The sequence below is a fragment of the Fibrobacter sp. UWB3 genome, assembly GCF_002210405.1.
In the GTDB taxonomy this organism is placed as follows: Bacteria; Fibrobacterota; Fibrobacteria; order Fibrobacterales; family Fibrobacteraceae; genus Fibrobacter.
The window spans coordinates 337563-354706 of the sequence record NZ_MWQJ01000002.1 but is presented as its reverse complement, the minus strand read 5'-3'; the positions used below and the strand labels follow the sequence as shown (position 1 = coordinate 354706).

General features: G+C 47.9%; 12 protein-coding genes. 3 read left to right on the top strand and 9 right to left on the bottom strand.

Annotated features, from left to right (window positions below):
- Positions 1 to 22 precede the first annotated feature (22 nt).
- From B7991_RS04065 to B7991_RS04050, 4 genes are all read right to left on the bottom strand, one after another.
- Positions 23 to 433, bottom strand: a complete 411-nt coding sequence (locus tag B7991_RS04065) for a putative toxin-antitoxin system toxin component, PIN family (protein ID WP_088629708.1) — start codon at positions 431 to 433, stop codon at positions 23 to 25.
- Complete coding sequence (locus tag B7991_RS04060; protein ID WP_088629707.1) at positions 430 to 762, bottom strand: type II toxin-antitoxin system RelB/DinJ family antitoxin; 333 nt, start codon at positions 760 to 762, stop codon at positions 430 to 432. The genes B7991_RS04065 and B7991_RS04060 overlap by 4 nt, the downstream gene beginning before the upstream one ends.
- A 252-nt stretch (positions 763 to 1014) precedes the next feature.
- Entirely contained in the window at positions 1015 to 1248 is a 234-nt protein-coding gene (locus B7991_RS04055; protein ID WP_088629706.1) for a DUF2442 domain-containing protein, read from the bottom strand.
- Between the two features lie 580 nt (positions 1249 to 1828).
- A complete protein-coding gene (locus B7991_RS04050) occupies positions 1829 to 2830 on the bottom strand; it encodes a hypothetical protein (RefSeq protein WP_088629705.1) in 1002 nt (333 codons plus the stop codon).
- Positions 2831 to 3256: 426 nt separating this feature from the next.
- On the opposite strand from B7991_RS04050, the gene dnaK reads away from it, so the two are divergent.
- The 3 genes from dnaK to B7991_RS04035 all read left to right on the top strand — a co-directional run bounded on the left by dnaK (position 3257) and on the right by B7991_RS04035 (position 7196).
- On the top strand, positions 3257 to 5158 hold the full coding sequence (gene dnaK / locus B7991_RS04045; RefSeq protein WP_088629704.1) for a molecular chaperone DnaK: 1902 nt from the start codon (positions 3257 to 3259) through the stop codon (positions 5156 to 5158).
- Between the two features lie 110 nt (positions 5159 to 5268).
- Positions 5269 to 6414 (top strand): molecular chaperone DnaJ, encoded by a 1146-nt coding sequence (gene dnaJ / locus B7991_RS04040; protein WP_088629703.1) that lies wholly within the window; start codon positions 5269 to 5271, stop codon positions 6412 to 6414.
- 194 nt (positions 6415 to 6608) lie between these two features.
- The gene (locus B7991_RS04035; protein ID WP_088629702.1) at positions 6609 to 7196 is read left to right on the top strand and encodes a flavodoxin family protein; all 588 of its coding nucleotides are present in this window, start codon (positions 6609 to 6611) and stop codon (positions 7194 to 7196) included.
- A 48-nt stretch (positions 7197 to 7244) separates the two neighbouring features.
- Here the strand turns inward: B7991_RS04035 and B7991_RS04030 are convergent, their stop codons facing one another.
- From B7991_RS04030 to B7991_RS04010, 5 genes are all read right to left on the bottom strand, one after another.
- Complete coding sequence (locus B7991_RS04030) at positions 7245 to 9281, bottom strand: glycoside hydrolase (protein WP_088629701.1); 2037 nt, start codon at positions 9279 to 9281, stop codon at positions 7245 to 7247.
- A gap of 208 nt (positions 9282 to 9489) precedes the next feature.
- Complete coding sequence (locus B7991_RS04025; RefSeq protein WP_088629700.1) at positions 9490 to 11667, bottom strand: polysaccharide biosynthesis tyrosine autokinase; 2178 nt, start codon at positions 11665 to 11667, stop codon at positions 9490 to 9492.
- Between the two features lie 12 nt (positions 11668 to 11679).
- Positions 11680 to 12942, bottom strand: a complete 1263-nt coding sequence (locus B7991_RS04020; protein WP_088629699.1) for a DegT/DnrJ/EryC1/StrS aminotransferase family protein — start codon at positions 12940 to 12942, stop codon at positions 11680 to 11682.
- Positions 12943 to 13099: 157 nt separating this feature from the next.
- Positions 13100 to 15076, bottom strand: a complete 1977-nt coding sequence (locus B7991_RS04015; RefSeq protein WP_088629698.1) for an OmpA family protein — start codon at positions 15074 to 15076, stop codon at positions 13100 to 13102.
- A 32-nt stretch (positions 15077 to 15108) separates the two neighbouring features.
- On the bottom strand, positions 15109 to 17073 hold the full coding sequence (locus B7991_RS04010) for a nucleoside-diphosphate sugar epimerase/dehydratase (protein ID WP_254917835.1): 1965 nt from the start codon (positions 17071 to 17073) through the stop codon (positions 15109 to 15111).
- Between the last annotated feature and the right edge of the window lie 71 nt (positions 17074 to 17144).

The window sequence follows — 17144 nt, the reverse complement described above, 5'->3', positions numbered from 1 at the left end:
TGCAATTTCTGTGGCGAATTAACTACATGCACAGAATGTCCAACATCTGTCGCGGCGTGACGACAATCGGATTTGCAGGAAAATGCTTGACGTTCCCCGTTACAAGATGCGTTTCGGCGGTTTTGCCATGAGAAAGCGCAATGGAATAAAAGACAATGTCCTTGGGATCGGGCATGGCTTCTGCAACAGTTTCCAAAGCATTTTCCATAACACCCAAGGATTCTATCTGGGATATGGTTTCTGAAATCAACTCTGAAGAAAAACCGAATTTCGGCCTATTCAAAACATAGCGATACTCATTCAGAATTTCATCATTGTATACAGGAACAACAAATCCATTGAAAACTGCCTGCAATACGACTCCAGGAACAGAGTTCCATTTCAGCAAAGCGGAAACAATGACATTTGTGTCAATGACCGCATAAAACTTCATCGGCCGCTCCTGGCAGCATCAATTTCGGCATTGATTTCGTCTAGAGTCATATCGGCGGCCCCAGCTCTTTCTGCCTCGGCAGAAAGCTGGCGCATTACCATCGACATACGGCTCGCAACTGGACTTGCATTGTAGAAAACGCGCCTGTCGGCGGCATAGGCGGGAGCCTTTGTGGATGAAACCTCGAAGGGAATCCTCTTCTCGCGCACAACGGCACGAGCGAAGACATTTATCGCCGTGGTCATCGACATGCCAAACTCTTCACAAAGCTTATCAAAGTCTTTTTTCAGGTTGTCATCCATTCTGATGCTAAAGGTGATTTGCGGCATAAAAGTAACCTCTTTTCTCTAAATATATATAAAAACACACCGAAATGCAACCTAAATAATGAGCTCGGCGAATTAGAGTCAATGGAGAACGATTAATTGCTCATCGACATCCTTTCGTGCAAAGGTCATTACGAAGATGTTTGACAATTAAAGGGGGATGCCTCCCCCTGGCCCGCACTTCGTTGTTCACCCCCCTCTCTCCTAAGGGCTATGCCCCTAAGACCCCAAATGGCGCATCAAACTAGGTTCAGCTTACTGAAGGTCCTTGATGTATTCGGGGGCGAAATCGACGCCGTTCGGCCATGTAATCGTATGCACTTGCAGCGTAAAATCTTTAAAAAATTTGATATCTGCAAGTTGCTGCACGATGGGGCGATGATCCGACTTGATGACGCTTTCGAAATCAGCGACAAAACGGTATCCGTCGTTGAATTCGACGGATATCTTATAATCGCCAATATATTTCGCGTCAATCACGTGAAGCATAGTCTAGACCAGTGGATCGATTTAATTCATCAATCCCTTGATGTATTCTTCCGCATCGCTCCCTAGTGCTCCGTTTTTGATTTCGGAGATGGCTTTGGAGAGTTCTGCGTATATATCGTTCCAGGGAGTAACGCGGCCGCTCAACATATCGTTGTAGCCCTTCTCGAATTCCGCATCTAAGCGTTCTTTCGACCATGTACAGTCATGTATAACATCTTCTAATTGAATACTGTATCTTGAATATTCCGAAAAAAATAAACTGACATTCCGGAATGGCGGAAACCGCCTAACCGGGATATAGGAAACCTCTTTAATAGCTCTAATCAACTCAGTCAATTTCAGAGTGTTGGGATCGCGCGGGATTTCTCCGGCTCATTCGCGCGAGCAATCTGCATACAAGCATATTCAGATGCTAAGAGAGAGGGCCTGCACAAAACATCTGGTCTTATCCAGCCATAAGCATTCTTCCTAGCATAAAATTAATCATTAGAAAGGACGGTTTCCCTTTGACCGGTACGCCGGTTTCCTTTACTCCGGTTTCGTGGTGTAATTTGCTCCGGAATACTCAGTATCTTTTTTGCTATTTCTCAATTTGCATATTACGAATGGCGTTTACCCATCTTTCTGGATTTCGAACTTTTACTGATTTATTTTCGAAATATGCTTTAAAGGCGATGTCCCTGTCATTCATAAATTCCTTCTGTTCTTCGTCGGTATATCCTACGGCCTCCATAAAATCATTGCAGTCATAAATAAGCCAACGAGTAGCTTGCCCTTTTAAGGATCCAATAAAATTAGGAACATCCTCTTTTTCCATGAGTTTTGTATCAATAGAGCCATCATGGTTGTATATTGCTATTAAACGACAGTCATCTTTTTCAAAATCATAAGAATTGTTATTCCTTTTTGTTGGAAAAGTTTTTTGACACTCTTGCTTGTTGGGAACGAATGTTGTGTGCTTAAAGATGTTGAACGACTTTATTTTAGACTCCCTTGATTCAAAGAACGTACTTGACTCAAATATTTTTAGATCATCTTCGTCCTTCATTAAAAATTCAATAATCGGTACTTTGGAGTTTTTTTTCTTTTCGGAACATTTGTGTGTTACAGCGATTTCGATATATAGAGAGTCTCCGTTTGGATTAGTTAGTAAAATGTCCGGCTTAAAGTTTTCGTCCCATTGCTCTTCTTGTGCTGTAGAAAATTTAGGCAGGATTTCAAAATGCTGTGCGGAAATATCTTTTGTACATGGGTACTGCATCCCAAATGGACAGGGGAATTCTTCGCATTTACTAGGACCTGCATACTCTAAAATTAAAGGTACATCTTTATCTTTACACTTTTTGAATAGATTTAAAAATTTTGCTTTAGCAATTTGATGGAGATATGTTTCTCTGTTACATAGAGAGTCTTCGCCTGGATTATGGGAAAAATAATGCTCGTTATGGTTGCCTAAGTTAGCCTGCATCCGTTTGCCACATCCTAAACATGTGAATATGGTAGTTTCTCTAAGTTTGGGAGTTACATCAGAAATTTCGAAAATGTTCCCATTTTGATCTTTTGCATATTGATATTTAGCCATGCGTATAATATATATTCAATCTGCTGTCAAAAATTAACAGTTGAAATTTTTTATGAGAGGCCGGGGTTTTTAAGGGGCAGAGCCCCTTAGGCGAAGGGGTGATGGAAGACTTGCCCCAAGAAGGAGCTGCCCGGTCAAGCCGGGCATGACAATAGGGCAAGGCTGAAGGCAGGGGGATTCTTCCCCCACCCCTATTCAAGACATCACTGAATCCTTCCGCCCTACGGTTGTCTGGATGACGCTGTGGGGCGTTCTTTTTTGAAACAGCCCTAAATTTGCCCGATTTCCGCCTAAAAAATGTTTCAGAACGAAACAAAAAGGACGTTTTTCGGGGTTGGCACGGCTTTTGCTAATGTATCGGCGTAAAAAACTCCCCACTCAAACAAAAACACTGGGGATCAAGAATTTAAAATAGGAGATAAAATCATGGGTAAGATTATTGGTATTGACTTGGGTACGACAAACAGCTGCGTTGCCGTGATGGAAGGTGGCAAGCCGGTCGTCATCGCCAATGCAGAAGGTTTCCGCACCACGCCGTCTATTGTCGCTTTCGGCAAGAACGGTGAACGTCTTGTGGGTCACGTTGCAAAGCGCCAGGCAATCACGAACCCGGAAAAGACGATTTATTCTATCAAGCGTTTCATGGGTCGTACGGCTGGCGAATGCTCCGCTGCCGAAAAGAACATGCCGTACAAGCTCGTCGGCTCGGGTTCTGATCCGGTCCGCGTGCAGATCGACGACAAGCAGTTTGCTCCTCCTGAGATTTCCGCTGCTGTTCTTCAGACCATGAAGAAGATTGCCGAAGATTACCTCGGCCAGCCGGTGACGCAGGCCGTGATTACGGTTCCCGCCTACTTTAACGACTCCCAGCGTCAGGCTACGAAGGATGCCGGCAAGATTGCTGGCCTCGAAGTGCTGCGTATCGTGAACGAACCGACGGCAGCAGCCCTCGCCTATGGTCTTGACTCCAAGAAGAGCGAAAAGGTCGCCGTGTATGACCTCGGTGGCGGTACGTTCGATATCTCTATCCTCGAAATCGACGACGGCATGTTCAGCGTGAAGGCCACCAACGGCGATACGATGCTCGGCGGTGACAACTTCGACGAAGTCATCATCGACTGGATCAACGACGAGTTCAAGAAGGACAATCCGGGCATCGACCTGAAGAAGGACAAGATGGCCCTGCAGCGTTTGAAAGACGCCGCGGAAAAGGCGAAGATCGACCTTTCTGCCACGACTTCTACGAACATCAACCTCCCCTTCATCACTGCCGACGCCTCGGGTCCGAAACACTTGGACCTTACGCTCAGCCGTGCAAAGTTTGACCAGCTGACCGCCCACCTGGTGGAACGCTCCATGGAACCCTGCCGCAAGGCTATCAAGGACTCCGGTCTTTCTTTGAGCGAAATCGACGAAGTGATCCTGGTCGGTGGTTCTACCCGTATTCCGGCCGTGCAGGAAGCCGTGAAGAAGTTCTTCGGCAAGGAACCGAACAAGACTGTGAACCCGGACGAAGTGGTGGCTATCGGTGCCGCCGTCCAGGGTGCCGTGCTTAGCGGCGACTCCTCCGTGAAGGACGTGTTGCTCCTCGACGTGACCCCGCTTTCTCTGGGTATCGAAACTCTCGGTGGCGTGATGACCAAGCTCATCGACCGTAACACCACGATTCCGACCAAGAAGAGCCAGGTGTTCTCTACCGCCGAAGACAACCAGCCTGCCGTGACGATTCACGTGCTCCAGGGCGAACGCGAATTTGCCCGCGACAACCGTACGCTTGGCAAGTTCGACCTGACCGACCTCCCGAAGAAGCCGCGTGGCGTGCCGCAGATCGAAGTGACCTTCGATATCGACGCTAACGGCATTGTGCACGTGTCTGCCAAGGACAAGGAAACAGGCAAGGAACAGTCCATCAAGATTACTTCTTCCAGCGGCTTGTCTGAAGACGAAATCAACAAGATGGTGAAGGATGCCGAAGCCAACGCTGCCAAGGACAAGGAACAGCGCGAACTGGTGGACATCAAGAACCAGGCCGAACAGATGGCTTACCAGGCCGAAGGCCAGCTCAAGGAATTTGGCGACAAGTTGCCGGCCGACACCAAGAGCCAGCTGCAGGCTGCCATCGACGACATCAAGGCCAAGAAGGACAACGGCACCAAGGAAGAGATCAAGGCCGCTATGGACAAGCTCCAGGGCATGATCAGCTCCATGGCTCAGGCCGCCGGTGCAAACCAGGCCCAGCCGGGTCCGCAGCCGGGTGCTTCTGAACAGCCGAAGAACGACAAGAAGGGCGACGGTCCGGAAGTCGTCGACGCGGAAGTGGTTGACTAATTAAGCGTACGGCAGGTAATCGGTGTGTCGCCGGTTATCGGCCTCATACAGAAAGGATTGGCTCTCTTTTAGGGAGCAATCCTTTTTGCGTAAAATGAGCGAGCGCAAAAATGGCTGAAAAAAGAGATTATTACGAAGTTCTAGGCGTCGGCAAGGACGCGAGTGCTGACGAGATCAAGCACGCCTACAAGAAACTTGCCATCAAGTACCACCCGGACAAGAACCCGGGCGACAAGGAAGCCGAAGAGAAGTTCAAGGAGGCTGCCGAGGCCTACGACGTGCTCAGCAACCCCGAGAAGCGTAAGCAGTATGACCAGTTCGGCTTCAACGCCCCTGGTGGCGGCTTTGGTGGCGGCGGATTCGGCGGCCAGGGATTCTCGGTCGAGGATATCTTTGCGAACTTCGGCGATATTTTCGGTGGCGGATTCGGTGGTTTTGGCGGCGGTGGCCGCAGGAGCTCACGCAAGGCCGGGCCTCCCCGCGGGAACGACTTGCAGATCAAGGTGGCGCTCAGCTACAAGGAAATCTTCGAAGGCTGCACCAAGAAGGTTCGCCTGAAACGCTACACGCCTTGTACGGAATGTAACGGTAAGGGTGGCCAGGACATCAAGGAATGCAGCACCTGTCATGGAACGGGTCGTGTGCGCCGCTCTACAGGCGGATTTTTCCAGATGATTACCGAGAGCGCCTGCCCCACCTGTAACGGTACGGGTGAAGTTATCGCGAAACCGTGTAGCAACTGCCATGGCGAAGGCCGTGTGCAGGAAACGGAAGAGATTTCCATCAAGATTCCGGCGGGCGTTGCCGAGGGCCAGTACCTGAACCTGCGTGGCGAAGGCAACTGCGGGCCTCGCGGCGGTGCCTGCGGCGACTTGCTGGCGGTCATTGCCGAAAAGCCCGACGACTTCTACACCCGCGAAGGCGACGATTTACACTGCGAAATCAAGGTGCCGGTCCACAAGCTGGTCCTTGGCGGTACGCAACGAATTCCGACGCTGGACGGTGGCGAAGTGAAGATCAAGATTGCGGCCGGCACTCAGGCTGGCAGCGTTCTCCGTCTGCGCGATCAGGGCTTGTGGCCTCTCAAGAAACAGGGCGACCGTGGAAGTCTCTACGTGCAAATTGGCGTGGACATTCCGAAGGACATTTCCCACGAAGAGAAGGAGCTTTACCAGAAGCTCGCCGAACTCCGCAAGGACAAGGAATCTGCTCAGGAAGAGTCTTTCCTCGAGAAGATGAAGAATCTGTTCAAGTAAAGCATCGAAGGAACTAAGAAAAATCTCCCGAACGTTCAAAAAAGCGTTCGGGATTTTTTATAGTAACACATTTCCGCTCCTTAGGTGTTTAATAAGTAAAAGCTTAGAAAGCACATGCAAAATATGTCATTGCGAACGTCGCAGAAGCGCGGCAATCTCGAATAGCTTTTATGAATTTATTAAGGAGTCCGAAATTGAAGTACGTTATTTTGAATGCAAGCCCTCGCCCGAATAGCAATATCAGCCAAATGCTTGGAATTGTTCGCAATGAACTGTTGGCCTGTGGCGACAGAGTCCTTTACATCGATGTTTGCAAATTACAATTCCGCGCGTGCATCGGCTGCATGAAATGCCGTAGCACACATGACTGTGTTATGCCTAATGACGATGCCAAACAAGTTCTGCGGCGCGTGCAAGATTGCGATGCGCTAATTGTAGGTTCTCCGTGCTATTGGGGCAACATGACGGGGCAACTCAAAATGCTTTTTGACCGCTGGGTTTACGGCATGATGGACCACAGCGAAAGCGGCTATCCAATTCCGCTTCTCAAAGGCAAAAAGGCTGTCATTATCACCACCTGCTCTACCCCATGGCCGTTCAACATTTTATTCAAGCAATCTGCTGGTACTGTTCGTGCACTCAAGGAAGTTCTTTGCTGGAGCGGGTTCAAGATTGCCGGTGTTCTGCAAAAAGGTGGCACCGTCAAGAACAAAGAACTCACCTCACGCGAAATCGCCAAATGCCGTAGCTTCGCCAATAAGCTCCACCACAAACATTCGTAAAGTTCAACATAAAAAGCAAATCCTCGCATTTGCGAGGATCTCTATAAGTTATTTGAATTTTTGCTGATAAACGGTCTTCCCAGCGCTCTTGATTCGTACAATATACGGCGTTTTTGCCAAGTGCGCGACAGGCACAACTGCTGAACCATCAATGGAGCGACGCATCAGGAGTACACCTTGCAAGTCGTGTATTGTGAGCTGTAGCGGCGCATTCCCGGACAGCGAGGACTTCCCGGACTGCGCGACATTCCACGCTGCATTCCCGGCGTTCACTAGCAGGTCTCCCCCGCTTCTCGTGACCGAGATTTTCCCAGCACCTTGCGAGAGTCTCGTTGCAATTTGCGAATCGATGTTCACCCTGCCAGAATCCGGCTTTTCCGGTTCTACATACGGATGCTCCGGATCATCGACGATGACCTTGATGTCGACCGTACTTTCGCAGCCATACGGATTCACGTACGTTCCCGTGTAAATGCCGCTGCTCTGCCATTGCATATTCTTGAAACGCACTTCACGGCCCAAGTAATAGAAGTCATTCGGACCTTTCCAAGTCCAGCGGCCGCCATCATACGGATGCGGGCCAATCACGAGTGAATCTCCTGGATTCACCTTGACTTCCGTCGTTTCGTTCCAGCCGCCATCGTGAATCTTGGCGTACGGAATGATTGCACTTGCTTCGCATACACCACCGGTTGCATTTTCAATGACCATAGTAACAATGGATTGCGCACCTGCAGTGACCGTAATTGCATTGTTCGTAACGTCAATATCAGAATCTGCTTTGAGCGCCGCTGGGAGCGTAAAGCGATGAACTTTAGCCTTCTTACCAATCGTCGTAAATTTGCTCAAGTCGAATGTGTACTTTGCATCGCTAGAGCCTGTATTCAGCACCACGAGCACGAGCGAGCTATCTTCGCGAATGGCGGCAAGCGTGTTGCTGTTGTCGCTATCGATAAAGCGAGAACCCGGACGAATGGCGCGGCTAAACGCGGCGTGCATGTAGAATCGCGGGGCGTACGAGAATGTCTGCTTTTTATGGTCAACAGCAATGGTGCGCCAGTTCTCGGCAGGGTCTGAAAGTTGCCAATCGACCCAGGCGCTTGCATGCATATCGCGAAGGTCATGCAAAATCACATCCGCCATCCAGAGCGTAATATCGAGATTTCCACTGCGGTGGAGCGGTCCCGATTCAGATTGCCAAACGCGCTTGTCGGCGGCAAAAGCTGCATTATAAAGCTTGGCTCGGGAATCGTAACCGGAATAGCTATGCGTATTCACCTGGAACATGTAAGAACGAGCTTCGGCACTATAGCTATTGAAACGCGCCAAAGCATCGCCAATGTTTGATTCATCGGCTGCACTTACAGAAGTTGCTGGGAACAGCCCCTTTTTCTTGAGTGCCTTGCCAAGCTCCACAATCATTTCGGATTGCTTGTTCTTGAAACCGCAGCCTTCCTGGTCACCGTTCGCCTTCCACCAGCCTGCACTTGGCTCGTTGAACGGCTCAATTGTGCGGAATGTGATGCCCCATTCTTCCTTGAAGTGCTTAGCGACTTCGGAGAGGTAATCAGCGAAATCGTCAAAGTAATCGGACTTGAGATTGTCGGCGCCATTGACACCGCCCGAAACGCAACCACTGTTTGTCATCCACCACGGAGGGGAATTCGAAAACGCTTCGAAAATCGGGTCTTTCGCCATTTTTGCAAGAGCAAATGCGATGTTACGCTGGTTCGGATCTGCCGTCCAGTCGTAATCGCCTTTTTCGGTTGGCTTGTAGCCAGGAACCGCGGCTCCCCCATCGCCTTTGGTCAAATGGTTATGACCGGGTTGGTCGCCACCACCAATGTTGTAGCGGAAAATATTGTAGCCAAGACCCGTGTCCGGGTCAGCCACTGCACCCAAAAGTTTTGTGTAGTTCGCCTTGTCCCAGCCGCCGGCGAGTTCTGCCCACCAGCAAAGACTTGTACCCCAGCCTTCAAAAAGCTGGTATTTTTTACCCGGGTCCACGACGACCTTCGTCTGGGCGTAGGTGGCGCCGCAAGCGAATGCAACTGCTGTTGCAACAAAAATCAGTTTACTCTTCAATATCTCAACCCCTTGTCTCGGCGCATTTCTAAGTGCGCGGTTCTTTACTCTCTAAAAATCCATTTTTTTACGGAAAAGCGGACACCCCAACACAAGAAATTATTGACGAATTGTCATTTTCCTGCGCACTCGATAAAAAAGATCCCGCTTCACTTAGTGAAGCGGGATCTTGTACTTCACGAGCATTGCTCGTTACTAAGATATATTGCTAATTTTTATGCTTTTTAGATTTGCTACCGTAGTAACCGTAACCGTAACCGTAACCGTAACCGTAACCGTAACCGAAACCGTAACCGTGTCTGTGTTCGCAATGGTTCAAAACAAAGGCTTTAGGCTTATCACAATAGCGTTCCAAGGTATGTAAGGATTCCTTAATAGAATCCATAGAATGGCGACCATAATGCAACACAACGAGTGCAAAATCGATCAACGGGCAAATCATGTATGCATCAGTCACCAAATTCGTCGGCGGAGTATCAATAATAATTGCATCGTACTGCGGACGAATTTCGTCAATCAATTTCTTAAGCATGTCACCACGCAATAGTTCAAATGCAGAAAGCGTAAACTTGCCAGATTCCAAGATATCAAGATTCGGGAGGTTTGTACTCGCGATTTTAGCGTTTTCGAAAGTAACCTTACCCATAAGAACATCGACAAGTCCAACCTTCGTAAAGCGGCACGTGGCCTTTCTCATATCCGCATCAATAAACAAGGTCTTCTTACCGACCATCGCAAAAGTAGCAGCGAGGTTCGTCGAGATAAAGCTCTTACCGACACCAGGCGTAATACCAGAAACCATAATCACCTGATGTTCCTTATTCATATTGAAAGAGAAATCAATCGCCGTAAGAATCGAACGAATCGATTCGCTAAGAGGATCATCAGGATCTGTTTGGACATGAGTTTTTCTTGTCTTTCTAAATTTCAAGTTCAAGCCGGTATCAGGATATTGAGGAACCTTTGCAAGCACGCTTGTATTCGTTTCACGTTCAATTTCCGTAACACTGCGAACACCATTATGCATCATACGCAAGAGGAATACCAAGAGTACTCCAAGCATAAACGAAGCAGCCACAGAGCAGATAATGATGTTCATTTTCTTCGGCTTGCTCGGAGCTCCGTTAATCTGCGCGAAGTCAACTATACGGACATTGCCTACTTCACCAGCACGCACAACACGCAACTGCTGAATGTTATTCAACATAGTCGTATAAATTTCATTATTGACCGCCACATCTTCCTTCAAACGAGCGACTTCCTGTTGCGTCAAAGGCATTTTTTCAGCCGTTTTTTTCAACTTGGCAAGTTCAGCCCTCAAACGATTCTGCTGACGAATGAGCGTCTGAACGCTCGGATGTTCTTCCTTAAACAAACGCATGGCAGCTTGTTTCTGCTGTTCCAAATCCAAAATTTGTCTCTGGATTTCACTTTCCTTGTTCAAATGAGCGTGCGTTTCGCCCGTCATGTCCACAGACCCGATGCTGTAACGGTAATCGGCTAAAATCTTTTCGACACTGTCAAGTTTAGCCTTCACACCAGGGAGCTGCTTTTCCAAGAATTCGAGAGTCTTAGCGGCTTCGGCACTACGCATTTCAACATTTTGGCGCAAGTAAGTCTTTGCCACCGTATTCAAAATAGAAGCAGCCCTATCAGGATAGCGATGATTGAAGCTTGCTTCGATGATACCGCTCTTCTTACCCTTTTCGGCAACTTTAAGTCCAGCCTTCAATGCAGCGATGGACCCCAGCAAACCCGATTGAGAAAGAACAAATTCCTGCCCCGGCTGAGCAAGCATCTTTGAAACATGAATATCGAGAGTATCGCCAGCGTAGGGAGCCTTGTACAATTCACCGACTTTACCTTCCAAGATGACCTGTTCTTCAGGCGAAATGACTTCGTATGTATTTTCATCGAGGGCTCTAGCCATCCACTTTTCTGCACGAGCGAGCGTAGGAATATAGAGGGAATCCAAGTCCATGCGCCCCTCTTTATGCGTAAAGCGGTCAACGGCACCAACAGGCGTTGCATTGAAGCAAAGGCGTTCGGCTTCAACGACATAGCTCAACACCATGCGGCTCTTGATAAGCTCGATTTCAGCATCGGCCGGGCTTGCCACATCAAGGATGGAGCCCATCTCACCCATAGCCTTCGTCGCGTTACCACCCTTCGCGTCGATTTGCAACAAGATGTCGCTAGTGTACTGCGGACGTAGCCAGTTTGCAATCGAAAATCCGACAAGGCCGCCCACCAGAATGAACAGCAATAACGTGAATTTCTTTTCCCAAAGGATTTGCATTGCTTCAAGCAACGTAATTGTATTGTTGTCTGGAGGCAACTGAATTGTAGCTTGGCTAACAACTTTTTTTTCTTCTTTTTCAGCCATACGTTATCCTAATTAAGTAAAGCAATTACGAATTGTTTGAATAATAATGTCCTGCTGTTCGGGTGTCATCTTGTTGTCACTCGGCAAGCAAAGGCCACGTTCAAAAATATCAGCACCAACGTCTTCGCATCCACCTGCAATATAAGCATTCGTACGAGCACGGCCGTTGCCTTGAACCGTGATAAACGGATTCATGCGGTAAATCGGCTGCATATGCATCGGCTTCCAGATGGGGCGTCCTTCGGCATTAATCTCAGCAATCTTTTCGAGGATTTCAGTCGGGCAGCTCTTGCCCTTTTCATGAATATAAAGACAATCCGTTTCACCGCGGACCTGTTTGCACATGGCGTCCTTGTCAATAATCAGGCAACTCAGCCAATAGTTCGGTTCGCTATTCTTTTCGTCAAACGGATTCATCTGCACAGGAAGCCCACGAAGCCCCTCACGGTAACGTTCGTAAATAGCCTTTTTCTGGGCAATATGCTCTTCAAGATAAGGCATCTGTCCACGCACAACACCTGCAATCACATTGCTCATGCGGTAATTGTAGCCAACTTCTTCATGCTGGTACCAAGAGGCTGCTTCACGGGATTGCGTACTCCACTTGCGAACTTTGTCTGCATCATCCTTGCTATCCGTAAGGAACATGCCACCACTTGAACCAGTAATAATCTTATTTCCATTAAAGCTGATAGCGCTATAATCGCCAAACATGCCGGTTTGTACGCCTTTATATGTAGCGCCAAAACTTTCTGCGGCATCCTCGATCATCAGTGCGCCATGCTTTTTGCAAACAGAACGGAGTTCATCTACCTTGCCCGGTGTGCCGTACAAATGAGCCACGACCACAAGGCGAACATCGGGATAAATTTCAAAAGCTTTTTCCAGAGCCACAGGATCCATATTCCAGGTCTCTCGCTCCGTATCAATAAAAACGGCTTCACCATTTTCGTATGCAACAGGATTGACAGTCGCATCAAAGGTCATGTCACTACAAAAGACCTTGTGTCCGCGTAAAGACCCCTCGCCCGTCTTGGACATTCCATAAAGGGCTTCACCAGCAAGTTTGGTGCAAAGGTGGAGCGCGGCAGTACCTGCGCTAAGAGCAACAGCATACTTACAGCCAACCTTTTCGGCAACAAGACGTTCAACTTCATTGATGTTTTTACCAACGGTACTCATCCAGTTGGTTTCGTACGCTTCGGTCACGTACTTGATTTCATCGCCATGCATCGTCGGGCTGCTAAGCCAAACCTTATTTTCAAATCGAGTCATTAAAGCCATCCAAAAAGCATTTGAATTATGGGAAATATTAGTTTATTTTTCGCTGACATTCAACTTAGTTTTTTCATAAACAAGCTGATTTATAAAAAAGCTACCCAACCATTTATGTTGGATAGCTTTTACTTTGTCTAACTTACCAAATTACTCATTACTTTGCAAAAGGAACGAGTTCCACGCGACGGTTTTGGGCACGGCCAGCGGCATCACCGTTATCGGCGATCGGCTTGGACGGACCATAACCCACAGCACGCAAGCGGTTGCTATTCACACCGCGCTTTTCGAGATAAGCGACAACAGCCTGAGCACGAGATTCAGAGAGCTTCTGATTCTTAGCATCAGAGCCCTTGTTATCAGTATGGCCCTGAACTTCGAGGTTTGCTTCCGGAATCTTGTTCATAAGATCGGCAATGTCGTTAAGAGTGCTATAGCTGTTCTTGGTGAGCTTTGCAGAACCCGTCTTAAACTGAATACCCTTCTTAAGCTGATCAAGGTCTTCCTTCTTATTGATCGGGCAGCCTTCACCATCAACACGGACACCCGGAAGTGTATTCGGGCACTTGTCGATAATATCGGCAACACCATCCTTATCGAAGTCCGGCAAGCAACCCGTAGAGTCTACAGCATGGCCAGCCGGAGTACCCGGGCACTTATCCTTAAAGTCTGCGATGCCATCCTTATCGCTATCAAGCATGCAGCCGTTCGGGCCAACTTCAGCACCGCGTTGGGTGTTCGGGCACTTGTCGAGGTAATCGGCAACGCCATCCTTGTCAAAGTCCATCGGGCAACCCGTAGAATCCACAGGAATGCCGGCCGGAGTATTCGGGCACTTGTCAAGGTTGTCAGCAACGCCATCCTTATCAAAGTCAAGCATGCAACCCGTAGAATCCACAGAAATACCGGCAGCCGTATTCGGGCACTTGTCGCTTATATTAGGAATACCGTCGTTGTCTGTATCAACACGGGCGAGAGAGTCAGCAATAGCTCTTTCACGAGCAAGTTTTGCATCATCAATCGGGCAACCTTCAGCATCGACCTTTACGCTGGCTTCGGTACGAGCGCACTTGTCTTCACTATCCGGGATGCCATCGCCATCGGAATCCACCGGCTTACCAGCAGCATCAAACTTGAAGCTCAAGAGGGCAGAACCGGAAATAAGCGGAACGCCGGTATAGCCATACTTGGCCTTGACACCTCTCTGGCCCTGATAGTAGATGGTATGATCCTTACCATACTTGATATCAGCATGGTGATCGAAACCGCTCTGGAAGAAACGGGCAGCAAAGTCCACGCCAAAAGCAAAATCAATATCATATGGGAGGTGGAAACGGAACCCCGGAGTGATGAGCATCGGGTCAACAAGCGGGTCGAAAGAGTAACGACCGTTATCCTGCAAGCGCATTTCGCCAGAGAATTCCACAAACGGAGTCATCCAGGAAGTGGCGTTCCAGTTCAAGCCCGTGCTATAGACGAGCGTCTGAGTCAAGTTATAGCTAGCCGGAGAAACATAGCTTGCCGCCAAGTTCCACACAATCGGAGCACCGACCTTATTGAAGTCGAACGTGAATGCGAGACCCGCAGCAAAAGCCCACCTATCAGCAGTAAATGGATGCGTATAGCTGCTACCATCCAAATACCAGGCATGGCGGGGACGCACACCGGCGCTTTCTTCACCCGTCGGAACATAGAGGTCAAGCATCAAGGCCATGCTATAGACGCCAGCCGATGCAAACGGGAGACCGATCTTTGCAAAGACATCCAAGTCACCGCGGCTAGTCGTCCACATATTTGCCATTCCACCCCACTTGGAATTGGCATGTTCATAATAAAGCGGAAGTGACATACCGACATCAATAAAATCCAGGACACCGACTTCTACAAAGACGTTGCCTGAAAGAGAAGCATCAGCATCATTAAATGCGTACCTCTTCCCCTTTACTTCATAGATACCGCCACGAGACAAACCCCAGGAGCCAAACGTAAGATTTCCGCTTGCACCGAGGTTGACTTGCCACTGACCAAGGGTCTTTGCATTGATTTCATGCAAGCCCTCCGAGCCACCCAGCATTCCAGCCTGTGCAAAAGCTAGAGTACTAGATAACAAACCTAGAGTGATGATCTTTTTCATATTTTATCCTTCTTTTGAGTTTGTCGTTGTTGTTAAGACTTTTGTTCCACGGGTTCAGACTTCTTTAAAATTGCACTGTTGAACTTTTCAGGAGTCGTGAACGTCGGGACAATTTCGTGCAAAGCGCGGATAGCGATTTCAACATCGTTTTCTGAAGCCGCGCTCTTAAGCTTCCACAATTCGTTGATGAACTTAGAAGTATCAATATCGATTTGCTTGCCAATGAAGATAAGCTTGTTCTTAGTCTTCTTCAAGCCTTCTTCATTCATCAGGAGCTCTTCCTTAATCTTTTCCCCAGGACGGAGCCCCGTGAACTTGATCGGAACATCCTTGTACGGAACCTTTCCATACATACGGATCAAGTTTTCTGCAAGCGTCACAATCTTTACCGGCATGCCCATATCGAGCACAAAGATTTCACCACCATGAGCGATACTAGCCGCTTCGAGCACAAGGCTCACAGCTTCAGGAATCGTCATGAAGTAACGAATGATTTCCGGGTGTGTAACCGTCACAGGCTTGCCCTGTTCAATCTGGCGTTTGAAGAGTGGAATCACGCTACCATTTGAACCAAGCACATTGCCAAAGCGGGTCACAACAAATTCCGTATTGCTATCCTTCTGCATGGACATAAAGCGGACAATCATTTCGCAGCAGCGCTTGGAAGCTCCCATGACATTTGTCGGGTTCACCGCCTTGTCGGTACTGATCATCACAAACTTTTTCACATTGTTGAACATGGCAAGTGTTGCAACGTTAAACGTACCAATAACGTTGTTCTTAATGGCTTCCATCGGATTATTTTCCATCAGCGGTACATGCTTATGAGCGGCGGCATGGAAAATCACTTCCGGATTGTAGGTCTTGAATATTTGGTTCATACGGAAATAGTCACGGACACTTGCGATAAGAGTCACAAGGTTCAAAGACTTTCCGTATTCCATCACCAGTTCTTGCTGGATATCGTAAGCGTTATTTTCGTAAATATCGACAATGATAATTTGTTTAGGATTATACTTTGCAATCTGACGAACAAGTTCACTACCGATACTACCACCACCGCCAGTCACCATACAAACTTTGTTTTCGATATAGGCACGGATGTCCTTGTTATCGAACTTGATAGGATCACGGCCAAGCAAGTCTTCGACCTTGATATCACGGATTTGCGTTGCAAAATTAGTCGAGCCATCGCCAACATTGGAAGAATCCAAAAGAGTACCAACAAACGGAAGAACCTTCACCGGAAGTCCGGTCTTACCACACAAGTCCATGATGACTTGACGGTCTTTGGGAGGGCAACTCGGAATCGAAAAAAGAATCTGCTCAATATTTTCTTGCTTTGCAATTTTAGGAATGTCACTTGTCGAGCCTGCAACAAGAACCCCTTCGAACGGTTTCCCGATTTTAAAGCGGTCATCATCAATGAGGCAAACAGGATTGATTTTTGCAGCTTCCGAAGTAGAAAGCCCCTTTTCCGCATCCTTGGTGCTGTTCTTGATTTCATCGAGCAAAAGCTTAGTCGCATTACCGGCACCGATAATCATGGTGCGCTTTTTCATCGCTTCACGGTGACCCGTGTTAATAATCGAAATAAAAGCATTACGGAACATGTAGCGGAAAAGACACACGCCAAAACTCGCCATCAAAGCTTGGACAAGGCCAAATTCCCAATAGAGCTTCCCCTGAACCAAATAGAAGAAAAAATAAGTTACGACAAGGCCTACAAAAACGCCTTTACAGCAACTAAAAAAGTCATAGCGGTTAAGATAACGCCACAGCTTATTGTAAGCTCCAAAAAAGAGAAGCCCACTAAAGCACATAATGACACACAAAAAGAAAATGGCAAAAAGGTCAGCACGTCCAATCGGTTCTGCATATAATGGGAGTAGGTAATTTGCAAATAAACCAGCAACAACAACAATAAAAGCATCCGCCAACGCCAATACACGTTTGCGAATCCTAAAACTAGTGAACAATCCCATCAATTTGGACATAGCCAAGCCCTACTTTTTTAGTTCAGAAAAGTCTTAAAAAACGGTTTCTTATGTTATAAGATAGTTACAAA